Below are 24,278 nucleotides of genomic sequence, written 5' to 3'. Positions count from 1 at the left end.
TCCTCCCGAACGCACAGGACCCTGCGCGACGTAGCCCCGGCTGTGACGCGCCTCGTCGCCCGCGCCGTCCGCGACTTCGTCACCGGCACCCCCGGCAGCCCGACGTACGCCGCCCTCCTCGCCGGCGTCGCCATCGAAGCCGCGGCCGTCCCCGGCCTCGCCGCACTCGGGAGCGTCCTCGGCGACGCCCTCGGTCACTCCCCCGCGATCGCCGCGATGCTCGCCGCAGGCCTCGCACCCCTCCTCGGCGGGGTCGCCGTCGGCTACGGCGTCGGCGACGGGCGAGCAGTCGACGCCCTCGGGCACCCCGCCACGTACGCCTACGCCATCCTCCCGCTGCTCGCGCGCTGGCTCGTCCTCCTCGCGCTCCTCGACCGCCTCGCACCCCCAGGGAGCGTCCTCCTCGGCGACACCACGTACCTCGCCGGCGTCGTCACCCCCGCCGCCATCGTCGGCGCCATCTGCGGCGCCGCCCTCTCCCCCACCCCATCGACCACCGACCCCGACCGCCGGAGCCGTCGCTGACCGGTCGAGAGCGGAACAGAAGCGCGGCCGCGACGGCCGCCGGCGTCAGTAGAGGTTGACGTTGACGTTCTTGACCTGCGTGTACTCCTCGATGGCCTGCTCGCCCTGCTCGCGGCCGTACCCGGACTCCTTGTACCCGCCGAAGGGCGTCTGCGGGAACGTCACGGGGTACTCGTTGATGGAGACCATCCCGTACTCGAGGTTCTCGGCGACGCGGTGCCCGCGCTTGATGTCGTTCGTCCAGATGCCGGACATCAGCCCGTACGGCGAGTCGTTCGCGACCTCGAGGGCCTCCTGCTCGTCCTCGACCTCGATGACCGAGAGCACCGGCCCGAAGATCTCCTCGCGAGCGATCGTCATGTCGTTCGTGACGCCCGTGAAGATCGTCGGTTCGATGAAGTACCCGACGTCCTTGTCGTCGGGTTCGCCACCGCCGACCGCGACGGTCGCACCCTCCTGCTTGCCCTGCTCGATGTAGTCGAGGACGTCCTGCTGGTGGCTCGCGGAGACCGCGGGCCCCATGCGGCCGTCGTCGTCGATGCCGGAGCCGAGCGGGTAGTCCTCGACCATCGAGACGAGCGCGTCGACGAGTTCGTCGTGGACGTCCTCGTGGACGACGAGGCGCGAGCCCGCCCAGCACATCTGCCCGCAGTTCATGAAGATGCCGTTCCGGACGCCCTTCGCCGTGGCTTCGAGGTCGGCGTCGGGGAACACGAGGTGCGGGCCCTTCCCGCCGAGTTCGAGCGTCACGCCCGTGACGGTGTCGCTGGCCTCCTCCATGACCTTCTTCCCGATCTCCGTCGACCCCGTGAACGCGACGTGCTCGACGTCGCCGTGACTCGCGAGGTGCCCGCCCGCGCTACTGCCCGGCCCGGGGATGACGTTCAGGACGCCGTCCGGGAACCCGGCTTCCTCGGCGGCCTTCCCGTAGTACAGCGCCGACAGCGGCGTGACGCTACTGGGCTTCAGGACGACCGTGTTCCCCGCCGCCAGCGCCGGGGCGAGCGAGCGCCCGGCGAGCTGGAACGGGTAGTTCCACGGACTGATGTGCGCCGTCACGCCGAGCGGCTCCCGGCGCGTGTAGTTCAGGCGCGGGCCGTCGACCGGGATGGTGCTCCCGGTTATCTTGTCGGTCCAGCCGGCGTAGTACCGGAACGTGTCGATGACCATCCCCACGTCGATACCCGCCTCGAACGGCGTCTTCCCGTTGTCGTGGGACTCGACGAGCGTGATCTCGTCCTTCATCTCCTCCAGAGCGTCCGCGAACGCGCGGAGCTTCTCCCCCCGCTCGCTCGGCCCCATGCGGCGCCACTCGCTGTCGCGAGCGGCCGCCGCGTCGGCGGCCGCGACGGCCGCGTCGACGTCCTCGGGCCCCGCGGAGGCGACGGTCGCGTAGACCTCCTCGGTCGCCGGGTCGACTGTCTCGCTGGTCTCGCCGCTCGCGGCGTCGGTCCACTCGCCGTCGACGTACAGCTGGGTCGGGCCTTCGTAGCTCATGTCCGGACGTTGTCGCGGACGCGAGATATGCGTACTGGTCCCGGTCGTCGAGCCGGTACTCGGTTTCGAGTACCGATCTCCGCAGTCGGTGCCGGGGACGACCGCAGCCGCGTACCGCCCCCGCCCACGAGGTTTACGTCTCGTGTAAACCCCGAGGGCGTGCGGCGTCGCCGCCCTTCCCGGAGTCGCCGGTCGTTCGCAGAGTCTGGTCGCCGTAACGCCTTTGCTCGCGCCGGACGCGTCTCGGGCCATGACCGATGCGAGGTGTCGTCCGTGAGCGACCCGCGGTGCCCGGAGTGCGGCGAACCCGTCGGGTTGACGAGCACGTACTGCATGCACTGCGACGCCGAGTTCGACTCGCCCGCGAACGTCGGCGACGACTCGGCGGCCGACGACGGCCTCGGGAGCGACGACCCCGGCGACGCGCGCGAGGACCCATCGGTCCCGGACGGAAGCGTCACGCCCGATAGCGTCGCGGACTACGGCACCACCGGCGAACCCGACGACGACTACGGGAGTACCGGGCGCGCCGACGGCGCCGACGCGACCGCGAGCGGGACTGCCGACGCGAGCACCGGCACGGGGAGTGCCGCCGGCGACGCCGACGAGTCGACGCTCGTCGGCCTCCTCTTCCGGGTCGCCGCCGTCGCACTCACCGTCGTCGTCGGCCTCGTCGCCACGTTCGTCCTCGTCGTCGCGTTCGGCGAGACGCCCGCGCTCTGGCTGCCCGTCGGCCTCGTCGGCCTGTTCGGCGTCCTCGTCGGGATCGTCGTCGTCGTCCGCCAGGACTCCGGTATCGACGCGCTCGCCGACGCGCTCTACGTCACCGCCGTCAGCCTCGTCGTCGTCCCCATCGCGTTCTTCCTCCTCGTCGGCCAGGGCGAACCCCTCCTCACCCGACTCGTGGTCTCCCTCGTCTTCGGCTTCGGCGGCGGGGTCTTCGCCGTCCCCGTCTTCCTCGTCGGCTGGTGGCTCCAACCGGACTGAGCACAGCGGGTGCTCGCGGTCGTCGACTGCCGAAGAAGGGGACGGATGCGTGCTCGCTGCGCGCGTCGAATCGGTCGCTGCTCGGTTCGAACGACGGCTATCGGGTTACTCGCCGCTACCCGTTTCGACGGGCGCGCCGACGAGGTTCCCCCACTCGGTCCACGAGCCGTCGTAGTTGATGGCGTCGTCGTACCCGAGGAGTTCGTGGAGCGCGAACCACGCGACCGACGAGCGCTCGCCGATGCGGCAGTACGCGACGGTCGTCGAGTCGCCGTCGATGCCCTCCTCGGCGTAGAGCGCCTCGATCTCGTCGTAGCTCTTGAACGTGCCGTCGTCGTTCGTGACCGCGGCCCACGAGATGTTGCGCGCGCCGGGGATGTGGCCGCCGCGCTGCGCGGTCTCCTGGAGGCCCGGGGGCGCGAGGATCTCGCCGCTGAACTCCTCGGGCGAGCGCACGTCGACGAGCGGAATCTCGCGTTCGATGGCGTTCTCGACGTCCTCGCGGTACGCGCGGATGGATTCGCGCGGGCCGCTCGCGGTGTACGTCGTCTCCGAGAAGTCGGGTGCTTCGTCGGTGAGCGGGTAGTCGTTCTCGAGCCAGTAGTCGCGGCCGCCGTCGAGGAGGCGGACGTCGTCGTGGCCGTAGTACTTGAACTGCCAGTAGGCGTACGCGGCGAACCAGTTCGAGTTGTCGCCGTAGAGGACGACGGTGTCGTCCTCGCTGATGCCGTGACTGCCGAGCAGGGACTCGAAGTCGTCCTTGCTCAGGATGTCGCGCGTGGTCTGGTCCTGGAGCTGTGTCTCCCAGTTGAACCCGATGGCGCCGGGGGCGTGGCCCTCGTCGTAGGCTTCGGTGTCGACGTCGACCTCCACGAGTCGGTGGTCGGAGTCGTCGGATTGGAACGCGTCGAGGTTGTCCTCGACCCAGTCGGCGGTGACGAGGACGTCGTTAGCGTAATCGGTCATGCAAGTCCTACATAGGTCGCCTGGCATATATCCAGTCGTCCCCCGGCAGTCGTATCCTGTCGTGGAGCGTAGCGGACGGTGTTGCCGGCTTTCGCGTGGATGGTGAGCGTCAGCGTCGAGGCTCAGTCGTCCGACGTCGACGGCAGCGACCGCTCGGCAAGCGTCGACGGCCAGTGAGGGGGTCCGCGAACGATAGCGACACAACCAGCAACAGTTGCTGGTATCTCCGAGTTCCACGCGAAACCGTCGGGACCAGAGGGGCTAACCCGCGGCCGCGACAACGTCGAGGACATGACCGAGCACGCACCCGACATCGCCCGCGAGCGCGACCCGGCGACGGTCGCGGACGGCGGCGTCGACGACGCCGGTGCCGACCGCCGCATCCCGTGGACCGTCGACGCGGACTGGCTCGCCGCACACGCCGACGACGCGGACGTCACCGTCGTCGACGTCCGCGACGCCTGGGAGTACGACGGCATCGGGCACGTCCCCGGCGCCGTGAACGTCCCCTTCGACTCGTTCCGGAGCGACGGCGACGCCGACGCCGGGATGCTCCCCGGCGCCGACGCCTGGGCGCGAGTGATGCGCGACGCCGGCGTCGCCCGCGACGACGTCCTCGTCGCGTACGACGACACCCACGGCGTGTTCGCCGCGCGCTTCCTCGTCACCGCACTCATGTACGGCCACCGCGACGTCGCACTGCTGGACGGCGACTACGCCGCGTACAACCAGCGCCACGAGACGACGACCGACGCACCCAGCGTCGACGCCAGCGACTACGCGGCGACGGTTCCCGACGACCGCCCGCTCATCGACGCCGACGCCGTCCAAGCGCTCCTCGACGCCGCCCGCAACGCGAACGGTTCCGGCGACGCGGACGCGAGCGCCGACGGCACCGACGGCGTCGTCTTCGTCGACACGCGCGACGACCACGAGTACGAGGACGGCCACCTCCCCGGCGCCGTGAACCTCGACTGGAAGGCGCTCGTCGACGACGAGACCCGCGGCCTCCTCCCCGAACCCGCCCTCCGCGACGTCCTGGAATCCAACGGCATCACGCCCGAGAAACGCGTCGTCCTCTACTGCAACACCGCGCGCCGCATCAGTCACACGTACGTCGTCCTCCGCGCACTCGGCTACGAGGACGTCGACTTCTTCGAAGGGTCGCTCACCGAGTGGCGCGAGCGCGACGGCGCGCTCGAGACCGGTTCCTGAGATCGAAACGCCGTTCTCGGTCTTCACCCGACCGGCCGTCGGTTTCGGGAGGACGAACGAGAGACGCACGTTTGCTCGGTGACCCCGCAACCGGGCAGCCCTCGCGATTGCGATTCCATACCAGTTCCGACCGGACATCACGCTCCTTAAGACCACAGGGTGCAACCACCGAGTTATGAGACGACGTCGTTTCCTGCAGGCCGCCGGTGGCGCGAGCGCGCTCGGGCTCGCCGGCTGCCTCGTCCAGGACGAGGGGAGCACGAGCACGACGCCGCCCACCGACGACGCCACCACGAGCGGCGACGGCGCGACCAGCACCACGAGCGAGACGACGACCGAAGCGAGCCCGGACCGCTCCGGGACGGTGCGCGTCGCGACCTACGAGTCGTTCCTGAACGCGCCCAGCGAGAGCTACGACGCGCCCGGGAAGTTCGTCAAGGAGCGCTTCGAGGAGGAGTACCCGGACGCGACCGTCGAGTACACCGTCCCGAGCAACGGCCTGAACGAGTACATCCAGCGCCGAAAGCAGGGCGCGAGCGTCGACGCCGACGTCTACGTCGGCCTGAACGTCGACGACCTCGTCCGCATCGACGAGAACCTCGGGAGCAAGCGACTCTTCCAGACCCTCGACCTCGACCGCATGGAGCGCGCGAGTCACGTCCGCGAGGAACTCGGGTTCGGCGACCCGAAGGGGCGAGCGCTCGCGTACGACACGGGCTACATCAGTCTCGTCTACGACGAACGCGACGTCGACGCCCCCGAGACGCTCGACGACCTCACGACGAGCCCGTACAAGTCGAAGCTCCTCGCACAGACCGCCCAAGGGACGGACACCGGGCAGGCGTTCCTCCTCTGGACGATCGCGGAGAAGGGCGCGGACGGCTACCTCGACTACTGGGAGGACCTCCTCGAGAACGACGTGAAGGTCCTCGGGTCGTGGTGGGACTCCTACAAGGCGTACCTCGACGACCAGCGACCGATGGTCGTCTCGTACTCCACGGACCAGGTGTACGCGAACCGCGACGGCCAGAACATGGCCAAGCACCAGGTCGGGTTCCCGAACGACCAGGGGTACGCGAACCCCGAGGGGATGGGCGTCGTCCAGGGGAGCGACGAGGTCGACCTGGCGTACGCGTTCATGGACTTCGTGCTCCGCGGCGACGTCCAGCAGACGATCGCGCTCTCGAACGTCCAGTTCCCCGCGGTCGAGGACGAGCACGTCGACCTGCCCACGGAGTTCAGCGACTACGCGTACCGCCCCGAGAACCCGGTCTCGCTCGGGTACGACGAACTGAAGGGGAACCTCTCCGGGTGGGTGGAGGACTGGTCGCGACTCGTCGCGAGCAACTGACTGACACCCTCGCGGCGCCACGTCGACGTGGCGCCGCGTTCCGCGGTCGGTTCCTCGACCACGCCCCAGGTCGCGCGAACCGCCGAACCTAACATCACTGCACCCGCACTCCGCATCCGTGTCACAGTCCTCGACCGACGTCACGCTCCGCGCTCGCGGCCGCCGGCTCGTGGACGACCACGCGCTCGCGGTCGGCGTCGGCGGAACCGCGGTCGTCCTCCTGCTCGTCCTGTACGTGCCCGTGGGCGTGGTGTTCTCGGAGGCGTTCGGCGTCGACGGTGCGCCATCGCTCGCGCGGTTCGGCGAGGTGTTCACGGACGACTTCTACGTCGGGGACCTCGCGGGCGTCCTCGACTCGCCGTTCGCGTTCCGCGAGCATGCCGCCGCAGTCGCGGGGTTCCTCGGCGGGTTCGGCGTGCGCGTCGCGACCCTCGGGCCGATTCCGTATCCCGTGCCCGTCCTCCCGTCGGTCGAAACCGGCCTGTTCGGGTTCACCGCGTGGCAAGCGTTCCTCTCGACGGTCGCGAGCGTCCTCATCGGGCTCCCCGCGGCGTACGTCCTCGCGACGTTCGAGTTCCGCGGCCGCAAGACGTTGCGCTCGATCACCATCCTCCCGTTCGTCCTCCCGGGCATCCTCGTCGCCGCCGGATTCTTCGCCGCGTTCGGCGAATCCGGCCTCCTGAACGACGTGCTCGGCGTCGTCGGCCTCCATCAGTCGCTGCTCGAGACGAACCCGCTGTTCGTCGTCGTCCTGGCGCACGCGTTCTACAACGCACCGCTCGTCGCTCGCGTCACCACCGGCGCGTGGGAATCAGTCGACGCCAGGATGGTCGAAACGGCCAGAAGCCTCGGGGCGCCGCGTCGACGCGCGTTCCGGGACGTCGTCGTCCCCCAACTCCTGCCCGCCGTGATGGCTGGCGCGCTCCTCACGTACGTCTTCACGTTCATGACGTTCCCCATCGTGCTCGCGCTCGGCGGCCTCCAGCTCGCCACCGTCGAGGTCTGGGTGTACAACGCCGCCCAGAACCTCGACGTGCCGACGGCCGCGACCCTCGCCGTCATGGAGACCGCGATCTCGCTCGCGCTCACGTACGCGTACCTCCGGTACGAGGCCGGCCGGAGCGGCCTCGGGAGCGCGGGCGTCGACGTCGACCGCGAGCGCTTCCTCCCCGACCTCGGAGCGCTCGACGCGAAGCGCGTCGCCGTGCTCGCGTACGGCGCGTTCGCCGCCGTCCTCTTCCTCGCGCCGCTCGTCGCGCTCCTCGCGGAGTCGTTCACGGACGGCGCCGGGTTCACGCTCGACAACTACGCGTTCCTCGTCCAGCGGCAGGCGACCGGCGCGGCGTTCCAGACGAAACCGCTCGACGCCATCGCGAACTCGCTCCTGTTCGCGACCGCGACCCTCCTCGTCGCCGTCCCGATGGGCGTCGTCGTCGCCGTCGTCTCCAGCGGCCGCGGGCGCACGCGGACCGTCGTCGACGCCCTCACGATGCTCCCCGTCGCCGTCTCCGGCATCGTGTTCGGCGTCGGCCTCCTCACCGGGCTCGTGTTCGGCATCGACCTCCCCGGGCCGTACACGCTCCAGGTGACGGGCGTCGTCGCGGTCGTCGCCGCACACGCCGTCGCCGCCTACCCGTTCGTCGTCCGGAACGTGAAACCGCAGCTGTCGGCGGTCGACCGCGCGCTCGTCGAGTCCGCCAGAGCGCTCGGCGCGACCCGCGTCCGCGCACTCCTCGACGTCCAGCTCCCGCTCGTCTGGCCCGGGGTACTGGCGGGCGGCGCGTTCGCGTTCGCCATCAGCATGGGCGAGTTCGACTCCACCGTCATCCTCGCCACCCAATCCAGCACCGCGACGATGCCGGTCGCGGTCGAACGCTACCTCGGCCGCACCCTCGGTCCCGCGATGGCGATGGGCTCCGTACTGCTCGTCGTCACCGCGGCGAGCTTCGTCGCGGTCGACCGACTCGGCGGCTACCTCGGAGGGTTCGACCGATGACCGACAGCACTCGCGCGACGCGACCGCGACCCACCGCACGGACCACGACGCCCGGAGGCAGCCAACGATGACCGACCTCACCCTCGACGACGTCTCGGTGACGTACGGCGATACGACCGCGCTCGATTCCGTCTCGCTCTCGATAGCGGACGGCGAGTTCTTCACGCTCGTCGGCCCCTCCGGCTGTGGGAAGACGACGACGCTCCGCACCATCGCCGGGTTCGAGCGGCCGAGCGCGGGCAGCGTTCGCTTCGCCGACCGGGACGTCACCGGCCTCCCGCCGGAGGACCGCGACGTCGGCGTCGTCTTCCAGAACTACGCGCTGTTCCCGCACATGACCGTCGGCGAGAACGTCGCGTACGGCCTCAACTTCGCCGACCCACCCGGCGGCGGCTCCGACCGCGACCGCGTCGAGGAACTCCTCGAACTCGTCGACATGGCGGGGTTCGCGGACCGCGACCCCGAGTCGCTCTCGGGCGGCCAACAGCAACGCGTCGCGCTCGCCAGGGCGCTCGCGCCCGGCCCCGAGGTCCTCCTGCTCGACGAACCGATGAGCGCACTCGACGCCCGCCTCCGCGAGCACCTCCGCCGGCAGGTCAAGCGCGTGCAGCGCGAACTCGACATCACCACCGTCTACGTCACGCACGACCAGGAGGAAGCGCTCGCCGTCTCAGACCGCCTCGCGGTCGTCAACGACGGCCGCATCGAGCAGGTCGGCACCCCCGAGCAAGTGTACCGCGAGCCCGAGACGCGGTTCGTCGCGGGGTTCGTCGGCGAGAACAACCTCCTCGACGGCACCGTCGCCGGCGTCGACGCCGACGGCACCGTCCGCGTCCGCGCGAACGACACCGAGTTCGCGGTCGCCGGTGGCATCGCCGGCGACGGCGAGGACGGGGAGGTAGGCGCGACGGGCGCGCTCGCGGTCGGCGACCACGTCACCGTCTCCGTCCGCCCCGCCGCACTCGACCCCAGCGAGCGCTCGAACCGCATCGACCTCGCCGTCACCGACACCGCGTTCCTCGGCGAACGCGTCCGCGTCGACGCCGACTGGCACGGCACCCGCATCGTCGCGCACCTCGACGACCGCCCCACCACCGACAGCGTCCAACTCGGGTTCAGCCCCGAGGACGCCCGCATCGTCGCCGTCGACGACTGACGAGCCGTTCCAGCGCCGGTCGACGACTCAGTCGAGTTTCGACCGGAAGCGGTCCATCGCGAGGTCGAGCATGTCCGGGCTCACCGGCTGGAACTCCTCGCGCTCGACCTCGGGGATGAACCCGCGGACCGAGTTCCAGGAGTCCCGCGCGTAGCGTTCGTCGACGAGCACGCGCACGCCGACCTCGTCGACGCCGCGGATGACCCGCCCGACCGCCTGCCTCGCTTTCCGGACCGCCGGGACGGTGAGCGCGTACTCGAACCCGTTCCCGAACGCGTCGTCGTACGCGCGCTGGACCGCCTTCGTCCGCGGGCTCGCGGTGTTCACGAGCGGGACGCCACAGACCACGGCGGCCTGCAGGCGGTCGCCCTCGTAGTCAACGCCCTCCGTCAACGTGCCGCGCAGGGACGTGACGAGGACCTTCCCCTCGCCAGCGAAGAAGTCGTCCTTCAGGCGCTCCGTGGCGTCGTCCGCACTCGACTCGTCCAGGAGCACGGGTTTGTCGAGGACTTGCTCGAGGGCGCTCGCCATCCACGCGGCCTCCGCGTAGTTCGGCATCCCCACGAGCGCGTTCCCGTCGATACCCGCGACCTCGCTCACGGCGTCGACGTACATCCGTCGCGTCTCGTTCCCACCGTCAGCGGGCTCGATGCGACCCGGTTCCGGCGTCGGCCCGCGGTTCTGGTACGTGAACTTCGGGGCAGCGACCGCGAAGCTCTCGCGGTTCTCCGCGGGGAAGTGCAGGCCGTACGTCCGGGTTTCGACCGGACGGCCCTCGCGTTCGAGCGCGTCCAAGCCCGTGACCTCCGCGAACACGTCCAGCGGTTCGAGCGTCGCACTCATGAGGACGCCACCGCCGAACTCCGCGAGGTGCTCGGCGAGCACGTCCGACGGCACGCAGTTCTGGATGCTGAGGCGCGCGTTGTACGCCCGCCGCCAGGTCTCGGGTGGTTCCGCGTCGTCCCACGTCCGCTCCAGGTCTATCTCGCGGAAGTACCGCGTGTGGTCGCGGGTCTGCCACGCCGACAGGACGCGCCCGGCGGTGGCGCACGCGCGCTGCTTCTCCTCGTCCGCCTGCTCGTTCAGGATGCGCTGGGCGGTCGCACCCACCGACTCCGCGGTCGTCCAGAAGTTCGGCCCGTACCCGGCGCGCTCCGCCCACTCCGTCAGTTCGTCCTCCTGTGGGACCTCGGGGTCACGCAGCGGAATCTCGGCGTCCGGGAGGTCCGCGAGGTCCGCACGCCACCCGCGGTGTTCGCGGTCGAGATGCGCCTCGACGCGTCGCGACAGCTCCTCGCGGAGGTCCCGAACGAAGTCCCGGACAGCCCGCAGGTCGTCGACGTCGAGGTCGGTCTCCGCGAGTTCCCCGCGGACGAGTTCCGCGTCCGCCTTCGTGTGCTGGGTGGCGTCCCCCGCACCGTCCTCGTCGAACGCGACCGGCTGGATGACGCGCGTCAGTTCGGCTTCCGCATCGCGGAGCGTGCGGTCGGCGACGCCGTCGCTCACGAGGTCCCGCACTCGCGGTTCGAGCATGTGCGCCTCGTCGCAGACGACGAACGTCGACTCGTCCAGCAGCGCGCCCGTGAACGCCTCGACCGTAGTCGGGTCGAACGCGTGATAGTAGTTCCCGACGACGACCTCGACCTCGTTGAGGAGCACGCCCATCAGCGAGTGCGGGCACGTCCCGTACTCCATCCCCGCGGAGACGAGGTCGTCGGGCCGCATGAGGCCGGCGTCGGTCACGTCGAAGGGAATGCCCTCGGCGGCGTCGCCGTCCTCGGGGAGGTCCGCGAGGTACTGCGCGTAGAACGGACAGTACTCCACCGTCGTCCGGTCCGTGCCGTACTCGGGGATGTCGCGCGGGTACGGCGACGGCGTGCCCGCACTTTCGAGGTAGGTCGCGCCCGCCGACGCCGACGGCCCGGACGCGAGGTCGACCTGCTGGCTGCGGGCCTGCCCCGCGAGCGAGTCCGCCGACGTCTCCCCGCCCTCCCCGGTGAGGTCGCGGGTCTTCTCGCGCAGCGTCTCGCAGCGCTCGTACACCGACCCCTGGCCGAACCCGGCCGCGCCCTCGCGCTCGTACGGACAGACGTCGGCCTTCCCGACGAGCGTCATCGCACTCACCGGGTCGTACCCGCTCGGGAGGTTCGCGTTGATCGTCTCCAGGTCTTCCTCGAACTGCCGGAGCTGTTGCTTGACGCTCGTGAGGACCATCACGCGCTCGAAGTCCGAATCCGGGTCGCGCACGAGGTGCAGGCCCGCCGTCAGGGCGAGCATCGTCTTCCCCGTCCCGCACGCGCCCTCGAGCACCGTGAACCCGCCCTCTTGGGCGGTGTCGACCGCGGCGTCGATGCCGTCCTCCTGCTCGGGATACGGTTCCGGATGGCCGAAGACGTCCGCCCACGCGGGCGCGTCCTCGGCTCCGGAGTCGTCGCCGTCCGACGCGGTTGACGCGTCGCTCGCGGCGTCGTTCTCGGTCGCGTCTCCGTCGTCGCCGGCGTCCGCTGTCACTGGAAGAGGCATGGGGTTCGTGGGCGCAAAGGCCTGTCGAACGTCGCCCCGGCATCGCACTTGAACCCGCGGTCGGCGCGGGCACCGTCGGGGCGAGCGAGTCCGCCCCGCGAGCGACCAGAACTATGTGCCGTCGCGTCGTCGTCGCTGGCGTGACCGAGCGTCCCGCGACCGACGCCGTCTGGCGTGCGCTCCGCCACCGCGAGCGGAACGTCCTCGCGCTCGCGGTCGTCGTCGCCGCGTTCGCCGTCGCCGCCGCCGTCGGCTCGCCGACCGCGTACTTCGCCGCGAGCCTCGTCGCGTTCTGCGCGTGGATGGCGTGGTTCGTGCACGCCGTCATCGCGTGGATCCGCCTCGCCGACTTCTGACGCCCGGCGCGGTGCGCCTCGCGTCGACCGACCGCGTCCTCGGCGCGCTCGCCGCGCGCGGACCGCGAGCCTTTTCGGCCCCAACGCCGTACGAATCGGGTAATGACCGACGCGGACGCCGACGCCGACGACCCCAGCAGCCCACCCGACACGGACGACGACGCCGACAGCCACGTAGGCCCCGCCGACGAGCTCCTCGGCCACGACGACGCGGCCTCGAGCGAGTCGACCGTGCTCTGCCCGCGCTGCGGCGAACCACTGAGCGAGCACGCGGCGCGCGACCCGCTCGGGAAGTCCGAGGTCGGCGTGTGCGACGACTGCTACTTCGACCAGTTCGAGCTCGTCGACGCGCCCGACCGCCTCCGCGTCGAGGTGTGCGCGCGCTGCGGCGCCGTCCACCGCGGGAACCGCTGGGTGGACGTCGGCGCGCAGGACTACACGGACGTCGCCATCGACGAGGTCGCCGACTCGCTCGCCATCCACGTCGACGCGCACGACATCACGTGGCAGGTCGACCCCGAGCAGGTCGACCAGAACAACGTCAAGATGCACTGCTCGTTCTCCGGCGTCGTCCGCGGCCAGTTCCGCGAAGCGCACGTGACGGTGCCCGTGAGCATCGCGCGGCAGACGTGCCAGCGCTGCGGGCGCATCGCGGGCGACTACTACGCGAGCGTCGTCCAGGTCCGCGCCGTCGACCGCCTCCCCGACACCGACGAGGTCGAGCGCGCGAAAGCCATCGCGACCGAACTCGTCGCGGACATGGAAGCGACGGGGTCGCGGGACGCGTTCGTCTCCGAGATGGCGGACGACGGCGACGGCCTGAACGTCAAGCTCTCGACGACGAACCTCGGGAAGAAGGTCGCGAGCAAGATCACCGAGGAGTTCGGCGGTGACTGGGAGGACCACGAGACGCTCGTCACGGAGGACGAGGACGGGAACGAGGTGTACCGCGTCACGTACGCGGTCCGCCTCCCCGAGTTCCGGCCGGGGGACGTCATCGACCCGGAGGACGACGACGGCCCCATCCTCGTCCGCTCCGTGCAGGGGAACCTCAAAGGCATTCGGCTCGCGACCGGCGAGCGCTTCGAGGCCAGCTACGAGGTCGGGGACGCCCCCGACGCCCGCAAACTCGGCACCATCGACGACGGGGTGCCGACGACGCTCGTCGCGTACGAGGACGAGCACGCCGTGCAAGTCCTGGACCCGGAGACGTACCAGTCCACGACGATTCCGCGCCCGGACTACCTCGACGCCGACGCGGGTACCGAGGTCCCCGTGCTCCGCCACCGGAACGGCCTGCACGTCCTCCCGGAGGAATGACCGGGGACGAGAGTGGCGACCGGGACGCCGACGGCGACGACCGCGAGCGGGACGACTCCACGCGCGCCCTCGACGCGGCCAGCGCCGACGGGGACGCGCCGCTCGCGGCGGTCGTCGTGAAGCCGCGCGCGGAGGTCGCGACCGCCGGCTTGCGCGCCGAAGGCGTCTACGACGACGACCGCGCGGTCCGGGCGTTCGACGCCGACACCGTCGCGCTCCCCGTCACCGAGGCGCCCCAGGAGACCCAGGTGCGGCGCGTCGTCCGCCAGCCCGACCCCGAATATCGCTCGCGGGACCTCGCGGACTACCTCCGCGACCGCGGCTGGAGCGAGGACGACGTCGCGGCCGCGCCGGGGTCGTGGGCGGTCGTCGGCTCGGTGGTCCTCGTCGACGACGGCGACTACCACGACGACGCGGAACTCGGCGACGCCCTCCTCGAACTCCACGGCGACGCCGACACGGTCTGCGTCCGCAGCGGCGTCACGGGCGTCCACCGGACCCCGGACCTCCGCGTTATCGCGGGCTCGGGCGACACCGAGACCGTGCACGTCGAGCACGGCACGCGGTACGCGCTCGACTGCGCGAAGGTCATGTTCTCCCCGGGGAACCAGGCCGAACGCGTCCACATGGGCGACGTCGTAAGCGAGGACGAGCGCGTGCTCGACATGTTCGCCGGCATCGGATACTTCGCGCTCCCGATGGCCCGCGCCGACGCGGACGTCACCGCCGTCGAGCTCAACCCCGAAGCGTACCGGTACCTCGTCGAGAACGCGCAACTCAACGACGTCACCGCGAACCTGCAGGCCATCCTCGGCGACTGCCGGGACGTCGACGCGACCGCCGACCGCGTCGTCATGGGGTACTACGGCGTCAGCGAACGCGACGACGAATCTGATCAGGGCGAAGCCTCCACCGACGCCGATCGCAACCAGGAGGCGTTCGACTACCTCGACGCCGCGCTCGACGCGCTCGAACCCGGCGGCGTCCTCCACCTCCACGCCGCGGTCCACGAATCTGAACTCCCGGACGGCCCCGCCGACAGGCTCCGCGACGCCGTCGCCGCGGCCGGCCGCGACGCCACCATCGACGACGTCCGGACCGTCAAATCCCATAGCGCGGGCGTCGCGCACGTCGTCGTCGACGCCACCGTCGACTGACCCCGCCCTCGCCGGCCCCTTCCTTTAGACGTGCTACCGAACCGCATTTCGGTCGTTCAAAACCGCTCGTGAGCCGACTAGAACCGTTCTCACGGCCTCTCGAACGCTCGCCTGAACCGTCGTGAACGGCGCGAACGACCACGACTCCCTTTTATCGGCCAGCGGGAAACCAAGGGTACGATGCGTCCAGAACGAGATCGGTCCGCCGTCCTCGGCGAGGCCGCCACGGTCGTCGCACTGCTCTTCGGCTTCCGACTCGCCGGCGAACTCGCCGCGGTTGTCCTCGGCTGGTTCGTCGACCCGCTCGGCGGAACCCCAAGCGAGGTCGCCGCGACGGTGACGAGCGCGTTCGCCGCGTCCCTGACGTGGGCGGGCATCGTCGTCGCCGCCGCGTACATCTACCTCCGCGTCACGCGCTACCGGCAGACGACGCCCGACCCCGAGGAGCAGTCGAACCGGTACGGCGCCGACGCCTGACCGCCGTCCCGCCCATCCCGTCGACGGGGCGCACGAGGCGTATCGAGCGCTGACCCGTCCGAACCCTTCAAATCCCTGCGGGCGGAACACGCCCGTATGGACCGACAACAGCTGTTCGCCGTCCTCATGGTCGGCATGATGGTTCTCTCCGGCGTCGCGTACGCCATCAGTTTCATCTGAGCGGTCGGCGCGACCACCGCACGCGCCGTCGTCGTCCGCCGCGACCGGCCGGCGGTTAGTCGTGATTCCAGACGTCCGCCATCTCCGAACCCTGCTTGCGCGAGCGACGGCGCCCACGCGAGTAGCCGCCGTCGTCGCCGTCGTCGCCGTCGTCGTCGCCGCCGCCGGACTGCGACGAGAACGACGACGAGGGGTTCGCGCGAGCGCCGTTCATGCCGGCGAGCGCCTCGCGCGCCGATAGCTCGGGGAGCGTCGGCTCGCTCATGCGGTCGACCTGGGCGGCGAACCAGTCCGGCATGTCGGTCCTGGCGCGCTCGAAGAGGTCGAGGAGGCTGGAGTCGGCGACGTACGTGTGGCCCTTGTCGTCGGGCGATCGGACGACGCGCCCGCAGGCCTGGATGACCGTCCTGAGGGCGGCGCGGTAGTACCACGCCCACTGGCCCTGTTCGAGCCGATGGGCGACCCGCGAGTCGCCCGTGTTCAGGTACGGGGCCTTGCACAAGACCTGCCAGCGACAGAGGTCGCCTTCGAGGTCGAGCGCCTCCTCCATCTTCACGGACAGGAATAGTTCGGGGTCGCTACGGGCCTTCCAGACGTCGAGTTCGGCGTCGCGGTCGTCCTTCCCGTGCGTGCGGAGGCGGTCGCCGACGCCGAGGTCCCGGAGGTGCTCGCGCAAGCGGTCCTGTATCGCGTAACTGTGGCAGTGCACGAGGCCCTTCTCGTCGGGATGGCGCTGCATGAGCTGGACGATGGTGCGCGCGAGCTTCGGGATGGTCTCGTCGCGGTGCTCGAACGTCATCTTCCCCTGCGTCAAGTCGTACAGCGGCCGGTTCTCCACGGGGAACGTGTGCGGGACGTCCACGAGCGTCACCCGCGACGGGTCGAGGCCGACGCCGCGACAGAACGCGTCCTTGTCGAGCATCGTCGCCGACAGGAGCGCGAACTTGTTCCCGCGCTCCCACACCGTGTGCGAGAGGTACTTCTCGGGGTTCATCGGCTTGACGTTGGCAGGCGAGCCCTCCCCGTCGGGCTGGTCGACCACCCACTCCGTCGCCGAGTCGCGGTCCCGGTAGTCCTTCACGAACCACCCGAGTTCGGAGATGAGCTCCTGGAGGCGGTCGCGTTCCTTCGCCTGCTCCGCGGTGAGTTCCGTCTCGACGAGGAGGTCGTCCTTCCGCCGGGTCGCGGTCCCCTGGAGGCTGTCCGCGAACCGCGCCGCGCGCTCGACGTCCCCGTCCACGTCGGGCACCTTCAGGTCGTCCCACATCGGGACGGTCTCCGGCGACAGCTCGACGGTCGCGTACATCTCCGCCCACTCCGCGAGCCCGTGCGCCTCGTCGACGACGACCACGTCGCGCTTGCGGAACACCTCCGAGCCCGCGGTCTGCATGAAGTACGCGAGCGTCATCGCCGCGATGGAACGATTGGAGGCGATAGCCCTATCGGAGAAGTACGGACAGCGGTGCTGTATCGAGCAATCGTAGCCGGATTCGCGCACGCACGGCGCCTGGTCGACGGGCGTCTCCGTCTCCCCGGGGAGGATGCAGTTGTAGTTGTTCTTCCCGCGGATGATCGAGAGGTCCTGGAGGAGGTCGTCGCCCTCGACGTCGTCGAGTTGACTCACCTGCGGCGTCGTGTAGTACGCGCTCGCGGCCTCGCTCGGCGCGACCTCGTCGACCTTCTCGGCACAGCCCGCGATGGCTCTGGCGAGCAGGCTCTTCCCGCTCCCCGTAGGTGCGCGAACGAGCACGACGTCGTTCCCGTCGTCGAACGCCGCCTTGATGTCCCGGAGCGCCTGCTCCTGGGCGCCCCGATACGACGGCGCGGGGAACTCCTCGAAGATCCGGTCCGTCTCCACTATCGTACATCGAGCACGCCGCGCGCAAAAGCCCTTCTTCCCTGGCCGGCGACGCGCGGCGACCGCGTCGTCGCCGCCTGCACGCCCCTGACTCACTCCTCGTCGTCGACGTCGACGCCCGGCGGGTCGTTCCACTCGTTCGCCTCGCGTCGCTGGTCCGCGGCCGTCGGCTCGTCCGGGCCGGTCGGGCCGCCGGGGCCCGCGAGCGCGTTCGCGACCGCCGCCCCGAGGACGATGCCCAGCACGCCGACCACGGCCGCGAGCACGAGCGGGTCACCGGCTGCGCCGAGGCCGCCCGCCGACCGCTCCAAGACCGTCACGAGGACGCCGCCGAGGACGACCGAGCCGACGACTGCGAGCACGAGCGCGAGCACGAGCCGTCGGCGGGACGCGACCATACCGACAGGTTCGGTCGCCAGCGTCGAGTGCGTTACGGGTCGTGGAGCGTCACCTCAGATGGCCGTTCGGTCGAACCGCGAGACGGCGTACGCGACGGGGACGACCAGCCAGAAGCCGACCGACGCACACGCGACGGCGGTCACCATCGGGTCCGCGTTCGCGGATGGCGCGAGCGTCACGGAGAGCAGTTCTCCGTACGCGCTCGTCGGGAAGAGCATCTGTATCGACCGTCGGACCCGTTCGGTCGCCCCGAGGAACACGAGGTAGTTCACGCACAGCGGCCCGAGGACCGTCGACACGGCGACGAACGCCAGTGCGTTCCCGAGCGCGCTCCGCGTCGAGTCCGCGACCACGGACGTCGCGACCGACACCGCGACGAACGCCAGCGCGAGCCAGACGGTGAGCGCGGCGAAGACGACCACCGTTGGGACCGAAAGCGGGCCGAAGGCGGTCGCACCGGCGAGTGCGATGGCGACGCCGACGACGGCGACGCCGACCGCGACCGCGGCTCGTCCGGCGAGCTTCCCGGCGAGCACCGCCCGCCGCTCGTAGGGCACCGAGAGGAGGAGTCGGACCGTCCCCGTCTCCCGTTCCGCGACGACCGTCGCCGCCGAGAGCACCGTCGCGGCGAGCGGTACCAGGAACGCGAACGTCGTCTCCAGTCGAACGACGAACGTCGCCGGCAAGAGGACGTCGCCGCGTGCGACGAACAACGTCACCGTCTGCAGCGCCAGGAACGCGCAGAGGACGACCGCGCCGAGTCCAGCGAGCACGCCGCTCGTTCGGTCGAGAACCTCGATGCGGGCGACGTGAACGGCGCCACGGAGGACGCTGGTCATCGCGACTCACCCGTGCGCGCCACGACGTCGTGTCCCGTCGCAGTGGCGTCGTCGTCGGCGATCCGGAGGAACAGTTCCTCGAGCGAGGGTCGGTCGACGTCGACGTCGACGACGGTGGCACCGGTCGTCTCGATGGCGTCGAGCGCCGGTTTCTTCGCGCGTTCCGTGCACTCGACGCGGACGACGTCGTCGTCGACGCTGACGGCGGTGACGCCGTCGACCGCACTGACGCGCTCGCGGACGCCGTCTGGTCGGGTGTCGACGCCGGCACGCACCCGGTCGGCGTCGAGTCCGTACGCGTTCCGGAGCGACGCGAGGTCGTCGACGGCGAGCAGCGAGCCGTCGTGGACGACCGCGAGGCGGTCGCAGACGCGTTCGACCTGTGCGAGCCGGTGACTGGAGAGGACGACCGTCGTCCCGCGGTCGCTCGCCGCCTCGATCCGTTCGCGGACCGTGGCGACGCCCTCGGGGTCCAGGCCCGTCGACGGTTCGTCGAGGACGAGGAGGTCCGGGTCGCCCACGAGCGCCATCGCGAACGCGAGCCGCTGGCGCATGCCCTTGGAGTACTCGCCTGCCGGGCGGCTGGCTGCGTCGCCGAGGTCCACGCGTTCGAGCCAGGTCGTCGGATCGAGGTCCACGCCGCGAGCGGTCGCGACGTACTCGACGTGCGCTCGCCCGCTTCGTTCGGGATAGACGCCGTACCCGTCCGGGAGGACGCCGGTGCGTTCGCGGACGGCGGCGGGCTCGGTCGTCGGGTCCAGTCCGAGCACGTCGACGTGTCCGTCCGTCGGTCGCTGGTAGCCCACGAGGACGTCCAGCGTGGTCGACTTCCCGGCGCCGTTGGGGCCGAGGAGGCCGAACACCTCGCCGCGTTCGACCGTGAACGACAGGTCGTCGACGGCAGTGGTCGCGTCCGGGCCGTTCCCGTATCGCTTCGTCAGGCCGTCGACGTGGAGAGCAGGGGCGGGCATCTCTCAGTATCGAGTCATTACGCACGGCACCCAAATCGGTTTCGTCTCGGCGGTCGGCTTCCGCGACCACGAGACCAATCAATATACCAGTACTACCTATCGAACTTCACTATTTCGAGTCTATCATATCTGGATTGGTTTCCCTTGGAATGCAAGGAATCGGTGCGGGTGGTCTTCGTCGACAGGAGCCACTCGACAGCTATCCCTAAGCTCTAGGACTAGACCAGACATCCGCAAAAGGACTCTAGCTTGATTAAACCCGTTTCTGTGCAAAGACGTGTGCAGCCATCCAGATTCGTAATTTTAAATCCTGTTGGAGATTACCAAAACAAATAGAATGATAAAGATATATTACCTGTTCGGAAGTCGTCCTATCTGCATGGTCGACAAAAGTCGACGGAAGATGCTCAAGTACGGTGCCGCAGCAACCGGCGCAGCCCTCGTCCCGACTGTCAGTTCCGCAAAAGGAACGGACGCGGACGACGACGCCGGCTACAATCTCGACGACATCACCGTCATCTCCGAACGCGACGGCGAGACGTACGTCGGCGTCGCCCTCTCCAAGAAGGGCAAGCAGTTCACCGACGTCGTCCACGTCGGCGACAGCGGGACAGTGAAGAAGGCCGAAGTGAGCGAGTCCCAGTACCGCACGCTCACCGCCGACGTCGGCACCACGACCCACGCCGACGTCCAGAGCACCGTCGGCGCCACCGGCGACGACTGGGAGGAGATCATCGAGCGCGCCGACGCCTGGGGCGGCACGAACGGCGACTGCGGCGCGTACGACTACACGCACCGCTGGGGCTGCGTGACCGCCGAGTTCACGCGAGACATCTCCGACCTCGGCATCCAGGCCGTCTCCGCGGCCCTCATCGGGTACGTCGGCGCGACGCTCTCCAGTGGCGTCGTCATCGGCGTTCTCGCCGGCGTCATCGCTGCAGGCGCGTGGGCGATCTCCTGGGTCGTCGACGTCGACACCATCACCGTCGGCGCGACCGAGTTCGACAAGAGCGCGTTCGGCTGGACGCAGACGCTCAACATGTCCAAGGTCGGCACCGGCTGGCACGTCGACTGGGACGACCTCGTCCCGCAGGGTGGCAGCCCCGGCCACCCCGGCCGCGACCACATCTAACGCGGTCGAAACTACCTTCCGAACCCACAACCCATGACGAACACGATGTCGAAGTCGACCGACGCGACCGGAGCGACGAGACGAACCGCTGGCATGACGCTCGTCGCCGCCGTCGTCCTCGCGGCGCTCACCGTCCTCGGCCTGAATCGAACGGCCGTCGCCGTCAGCGACGTCGCCATCCCGCCCGTCGCCGTCGGCGTCATTCTCATGTTGACCATCGGTATCACACAGCTGAGTGACCGATTACGAGCAGCGCTCGACCGACTCCGGTGGGTGCTGGTCGCGGCCGCCGTCTTCGCCGTGTTCGTCGTCCCGACGTGGACGTCCACCCCCGTACAGGTCGGGCTCGTCGTCGGGTTGGCCATCGGGTGTCTCGCCACGAGCGTGCTGCTCGCCGTTGCGTCCCTCACCTGAGGCGACCCGAATCCGGCCTCAATCGCCGGGGACGTCGCTCGTCGTCGGGTCGTCGGGGAGCGCTTCGATGCAGTCGAAGCAGAGGAACTCCTCGCTGCCGTCGTCGAACTCGAGGGTCATCCCGCCGGAGGGCCCGGTCGCGGTCCACATGTCGCCGATGCCGCCGGCGACGCGAACGCGCTTCCCGCAGCCGTCGCAGGGGTCCGTCGTCACGCTTCTACGTCGGGCCTGGCGTCGCAAGTGTCTTTCTCCGACGAGACCGCTTCGGTTCGGCCGGACGCGTCAGCCGAAGGTGGGGCCGTCGACTGATTCGTCGGCTGCGCTCCGCCACGTGTGCGACGGCGACCAGTCCAGTTCGGCTTCGGCTTTCGTCATCGAGAACGCCGATTGCTCGCCCTCGATATCGCACGGTTCGGGGACGTCGCCCAGCAGCGCCTCGAAGAGGTCGCGGGTCGGGACGCCGAGGAAGTTGTCTTCTGCGTGGCAGTTGTACGCCTCGTGGCCGTCGCGGTCGGTCTCGAGAACGTGGACGACCATGTCGGCGACGTCGCGGACGTCGACGTACGACCAGAAGTTCCCGGTGCCACCGCCGACCGCGCCGACGGGGTCGGCCGCGAGCGCCGCGAGGTCGAACGCGTCGGCGACGTCGCGGGCGACGTACTCGCCGGGATACTGGATCCACGATGGGCGGATGGACGTGACCGAGATGCCGTCGCGTCGCACGACCATGTCCGCGATGGTCTCCCCGTGGACCTTCGACGTCCCGTAGGGGTCCTCGGGCCGCATCGGGTGGGACTCGTCGATTGGGAGGTACTCCGGAGGGAGTATCTCCGTGGCGAACGGGAAGCCGTACGCGGATTCGCTGGAGGTCCACGCGACGTCCGCGCCGACGCGCCCCGCGACGTCGAGGACGTTGTACGTGCTGAGGACGTTGTTCTCGAAGACGCGACCCCCGGCGTGATTCAGCGGGTCCGGTATCGCGGCCAGGTGCACGACCGCGTCCGGGTTCGCCGCGTCGAGGAGATCGAACGTCTCGCCCCGAGCTGTCAGGTCCGCCGCGCGGAAGTCCACGTCCTCGGGGCCGTCGGCCTCCGGGAGTCGCTGGTCGATGGCGAGGACGTCCGCGCCCGTCGCCGCGAGCCTGTCGACGACCCAGCGGCCCGCACCGCCGAGTGCACCCGTCACCGCGACTGCGTCTGGCATCGTTCCCATGGCCCCGTCAAGCGAGCGCCGGTACATGAAACTTGGAGGCCGGTCCGCGACCTGACGACGTGACGTCGAAGTGACCGCTATGGCACAGCGTTATCACCGGAGCGAACGTATGGTAAGGGATGGCAGACAACAAGCGAGGGCGCGAGAAACAGGCGGACGATGCCGACAGGCAACAGCGCGAGCGCGACGTCGAGACCGCCATGGAGCGCGGGGACGAACCCGAGCCACCGGTCGACGAGCGCGACCTCGCCGAGCTCGAAACGGAGCTCGAGGGCGTCGCGTTCCCCGCGACCGGGCGGGACGTCGTCGCCGCCGTCGGCGACCGTGAGGTACGCGCGGCCGACGACACGTACACCGTCAAGCAGCTCGTCCCCGAGACGGACGTGGAGACGTTCGACTCGCCGACAGCCGTCCGCGAGCGCGTGCAGCGACCGACGGTCGCCGGCGCGATGAAGCGCGTCGTCGAGGCCGCCGCGACGCTCGACGACCCCGAGTTCCCCGAGTCCAAACGCGAGGGCTACCTGCGGACGTTCCTCGCGCTCGAGGACATCGACGCCGACGACGACGACGAAGGCATCCGCCTCATCGCCGACTGGATCGTCGACCGGGTTCACGAGAAGGCGGCGCTCCCCGGGAGCCGCGACGTGCGTCGAGAGGCGGCCAAACACTGCCGGAAGCGTGGGTATGCCGTCCGAGACGACGAGTGGCTCGGCGTGTAGGCCGACGGTGCGCGGAACGCCGTCGGGGGTCGACAGGTGTCCACCGGGCTAGACTTTCGTCGGTGGCGGTCGAACCCGGAGGCATGCGCGTGAACTGCGAAGGCTGCGCGGGCTGCTGCGTGGACTGGCGTGCGCTGTCGGCGACGCCGGACGACCACGAGCGCGTCGGCCCGGAGCGCCCGCTCGACGACGTCTACAACCTCGTGCCGCTCACTCGCGACGAGGTCCGCGACTTCGTGAACGCCGGGTTCGGGGACGCGCTCACGCCGCGGCTCTGGGAGCGCGACCCAGAGAGTGACGGCGAGGGCGCGGGCGACGACGGCGCGTCCGGACGTTCCGTCGAGGTGGACGGGTTCGACGTCGCCGCCATCGCGGGCCGCCCCGCGTTCTTCGTCGGCCTCCGGAAGCCGCCGAAGCCGGTGGCGCCCGTCGGCGCGGACGAAGCGTCGTGGCTGCCGACGTGCGCGTTCCTCGACCCCGAGACCCTCCAGTGTCGCATCCACGACGACGACCTCTACCCCGACGAGTGCGCGACCTACCCGGGGCGGAACCTCCTCATGGCGGTGGAGTCGGTCTGCGAGCGCGTCGAGCGCGAGTTCGGCGCGCCCGGCGACCGCCTCGTCGAGGACTCGGTCCCGGAGGACGCCGAGCCGCTGTTCGGCCCGCAGGCGCTCGGCGGGAAGGTCTTCGCGCACCCCGACCCGGACGCGCTCGCGGACCGCGTCTACCGCATCGCAGCGGGCGAGGCGACCGCCGACGACCGCGCGGAGTTCGTCGGGACCGCGGCCGCCGCCAGCCCCGGGATGCTCGCGCGGAACGACGACGCCTACGAGCGCTACCGCGACCGCGCACTCGACGCCGACTCGTGGGTCGGCGCCGCCATCGACGACTGGGAGGCCCGCGCCGCGAACGCGACGGCCGGGAGCGACGCGGCCGGCGACGACCCCACCGCGAACGCCGACCCCGGCCTCGGCGAACGCGTCGAGGAAGACCGGGACGCGCCCGAGACGCCCGGCTGGGAGTGAATC

General features: G+C 70.2%; 23 protein-coding genes. 14 read left to right on the top strand and 9 right to left on the bottom strand.

What is annotated here, in order from left to right; translation table 11 throughout:
* The first annotated feature begins 42 nt into the window (after positions 1–42).
* Complete coding sequence (locus VYJ16_RS07200; RefSeq protein ID WP_336349605.1) at positions 43–525, top strand: hypothetical protein; 483 nt, start codon at positions 43–45, stop codon at positions 523–525.
* Between the two features lie 45 nt (positions 526–570).
* On the opposite strand, the gene VYJ16_RS07195 is transcribed toward VYJ16_RS07200, so the two are convergent.
* Positions 571–2,022, bottom strand: coding sequence for an aldehyde dehydrogenase family protein (locus tag VYJ16_RS07195; RefSeq protein ID WP_336349604.1), 1,452 nt, complete (start codon positions 2,020–2,022; stop codon positions 571–573).
* 273 nt (positions 2,023–2,295) lie between these two features.
* Between VYJ16_RS07195 and VYJ16_RS07190 the strand changes: the two genes are divergently transcribed.
* Positions 2,296–3,009 carry a hypothetical protein gene (locus VYJ16_RS07190; protein WP_336349603.1) on the top strand — a complete coding sequence of 238 codons (714 nt, stop codon included), beginning with the start codon at positions 2,296–2,298 and terminating at the stop codon, positions 3,007–3,009.
* 105 nt (positions 3,010–3,114) lie between these two features.
* On the opposite strand, the gene VYJ16_RS07185 is transcribed toward VYJ16_RS07190, so the two are convergent.
* Positions 3,115–3,975 (bottom strand): sulfurtransferase, encoded by an 861-nt coding sequence (locus VYJ16_RS07185; RefSeq protein WP_336349602.1) that lies wholly within the window; start codon positions 3,973–3,975, stop codon positions 3,115–3,117.
* A 291-nt stretch (positions 3,976–4,266) separates the two neighbouring features.
* Here VYJ16_RS07185 and VYJ16_RS07180 point away from each other — a divergent pair, with 291 nt between their 5' ends.
* The 4 genes from VYJ16_RS07180 (at position 4,267) to VYJ16_RS07165 (ending at position 9,693) form a co-directional block, all read left to right on the top strand.
* A complete protein-coding gene (locus VYJ16_RS07180; protein ID WP_379761951.1) occupies positions 4,267–5,190 on the top strand; it encodes a sulfurtransferase in 924 nt (307 codons plus the stop codon).
* A 175-nt stretch (positions 5,191–5,365) separates the two neighbouring features.
* The gene (locus VYJ16_RS07175; protein ID WP_336349601.1) at positions 5,366–6,541 is read left to right on the top strand and encodes a thiamine ABC transporter substrate-binding protein; all 1,176 of its coding nucleotides are present in this window, start codon (positions 5,366–5,368) and stop codon (positions 6,539–6,541) included.
* A gap of 118 nt (positions 6,542–6,659) precedes the next feature.
* A complete protein-coding gene (locus VYJ16_RS07170; protein ID WP_336349600.1) occupies positions 6,660–8,537 on the top strand; it encodes an ABC transporter permease in 1,878 nt (625 codons plus the stop codon).
* A gap of 67 nt (positions 8,538–8,604) precedes the next feature.
* The gene (locus VYJ16_RS07165; protein ID WP_336349599.1) at positions 8,605–9,693 is read left to right on the top strand and encodes an ABC transporter ATP-binding protein; all 1,089 of its coding nucleotides are present in this window, start codon (positions 8,605–8,607) and stop codon (positions 9,691–9,693) included.
* Positions 9,694–9,720: 27 nt separating this feature from the next.
* Here VYJ16_RS07165 and VYJ16_RS07160 read toward each other — a convergent pair whose 3' ends face one another.
* Positions 9,721–12,045, bottom strand: coding sequence for an ATP-dependent DNA helicase (locus VYJ16_RS07160; protein WP_379762024.1), 2,325 nt, complete (start codon positions 12,043–12,045; stop codon positions 9,721–9,723).
* Positions 12,046–12,356: 311 nt separating this feature from the next.
* Between VYJ16_RS07160 and VYJ16_RS07155 the strand changes: the two genes are divergently transcribed.
* The 4 genes from VYJ16_RS07155 to VYJ16_RS07140 all read left to right on the top strand — a co-directional run bounded on the left by VYJ16_RS07155 (position 12,357) and on the right by VYJ16_RS07140 (position 15,526).
* On the top strand, positions 12,357–12,572 hold the full coding sequence (locus VYJ16_RS07155; RefSeq protein WP_336349597.1) for a hypothetical protein: 216 nt from the start codon (positions 12,357–12,359) through the stop codon (positions 12,570–12,572).
* Positions 12,573–12,674: 102 nt separating this feature from the next.
* Positions 12,675–13,892 carry a 60S ribosomal export protein NMD3 gene (locus VYJ16_RS07150; protein ID WP_336349596.1) on the top strand — a complete coding sequence of 406 codons (1,218 nt, stop codon included), beginning with the start codon at positions 12,675–12,677 and terminating at the stop codon, positions 13,890–13,892.
* Entirely contained in the window at positions 13,889–15,049 is a 1,161-nt protein-coding gene (locus tag VYJ16_RS07145) for a class I SAM-dependent methyltransferase (RefSeq protein WP_336349595.1), read from the top strand. Before VYJ16_RS07150 ends, VYJ16_RS07145 begins: the two co-directional genes overlap by 4 nt.
* Before the next feature lie 180 nt (positions 15,050–15,229).
* A complete protein-coding gene (locus VYJ16_RS07140; protein WP_336349594.1) occupies positions 15,230–15,526 on the top strand; it encodes a hypothetical protein in 297 nt (98 codons plus the stop codon).
* A 235-nt stretch (positions 15,527–15,761) separates the two neighbouring features.
* Here VYJ16_RS07140 and VYJ16_RS07135 read toward each other — a convergent pair whose 3' ends face one another.
* The 4 genes from VYJ16_RS07135 to VYJ16_RS07120 form a co-directional block, all read right to left on the bottom strand.
* On the bottom strand, positions 15,762–17,564 hold the full coding sequence (locus VYJ16_RS07135) for an ATP-dependent DNA helicase (RefSeq protein WP_336349593.1): 1,803 nt from the start codon (positions 17,562–17,564) through the stop codon (positions 15,762–15,764).
* Positions 17,565–17,656: 92 nt separating this feature from the next.
* A complete protein-coding gene (locus tag VYJ16_RS07130; RefSeq protein WP_336349592.1) occupies positions 17,657–17,962 on the bottom strand; it encodes a hypothetical protein in 306 nt (101 codons plus the stop codon).
* A 54-nt stretch (positions 17,963–18,016) separates the two neighbouring features.
* A complete protein-coding gene (locus VYJ16_RS07125; RefSeq protein ID WP_336349591.1) occupies positions 18,017–18,802 on the bottom strand; it encodes an ABC transporter permease subunit in 786 nt (261 codons plus the stop codon).
* Entirely contained in the window at positions 18,799–19,773 is a 975-nt protein-coding gene (locus tag VYJ16_RS07120; RefSeq protein ID WP_336349590.1) for an ABC transporter ATP-binding protein, read from the bottom strand. The genes VYJ16_RS07125 and VYJ16_RS07120 overlap by 4 nt, the downstream gene beginning before the upstream one ends.
* 379 nt (positions 19,774–20,152) lie before the next feature.
* On the opposite strand from VYJ16_RS07120, the gene VYJ16_RS07115 reads away from it, so the two are divergent.
* Both VYJ16_RS07115 and VYJ16_RS07110 read left to right on the top strand, forming a co-directional pair.
* Complete coding sequence (locus VYJ16_RS07115; protein WP_336349589.1) at positions 20,153–20,905, top strand: hypothetical protein; 753 nt, start codon at positions 20,153–20,155, stop codon at positions 20,903–20,905.
* Between the two features lie 45 nt (positions 20,906–20,950).
* Complete coding sequence (locus tag VYJ16_RS07110) at positions 20,951–21,319, top strand: hypothetical protein (protein WP_336349588.1); 369 nt, start codon at positions 20,951–20,953, stop codon at positions 21,317–21,319.
* 18 nt (positions 21,320–21,337) lie between these two features.
* Here the strand turns inward: VYJ16_RS07110 and VYJ16_RS07105 are convergent, their stop codons facing one another.
* Both VYJ16_RS07105 and VYJ16_RS07100 read right to left on the bottom strand, forming a co-directional pair.
* Positions 21,338–21,532: a DUF7561 family protein gene (locus tag VYJ16_RS07105; RefSeq protein WP_336349587.1), complete on the bottom strand. Its 195-nt coding sequence runs from the start codon at positions 21,530–21,532 to the stop codon at positions 21,338–21,340.
* 69 nt (positions 21,533–21,601) lie between these two features.
* Complete coding sequence (locus tag VYJ16_RS07100; protein WP_379761943.1) at positions 21,602–22,531, bottom strand: NAD-dependent epimerase/dehydratase family protein; 930 nt, start codon at positions 22,529–22,531, stop codon at positions 21,602–21,604.
* A 119-nt stretch (positions 22,532–22,650) separates the two neighbouring features.
* On the opposite strand from VYJ16_RS07100, the gene VYJ16_RS07095 reads away from it, so the two are divergent.
* Together VYJ16_RS07095 and VYJ16_RS07090 are read left to right on the top strand one after the other, a co-directional pair.
* Entirely contained in the window at positions 22,651–23,250 is a 600-nt protein-coding gene (locus tag VYJ16_RS07095) for a DUF5789 family protein (RefSeq protein WP_336349586.1), read from the top strand.
* Between the two features lie 83 nt (positions 23,251–23,333).
* Positions 23,334–24,275, top strand: a complete 942-nt coding sequence (locus VYJ16_RS07090; protein WP_336349585.1) for a YkgJ family cysteine cluster protein — start codon at positions 23,334–23,336, stop codon at positions 24,273–24,275.
* Positions 24,276–24,278: the final 3 nt, after the last annotated feature.

Source organism: Halorubellus litoreus (genome assembly GCF_037081675.1).
GTDB classification, from domain to species: Archaea; Halobacteriota; Halobacteria; order Halobacteriales; family Natrialbaceae; genus Halorubellus; species Halorubellus litoreus.
This window is presented reverse-complemented; position numbering and strand designations above follow the sequence as displayed.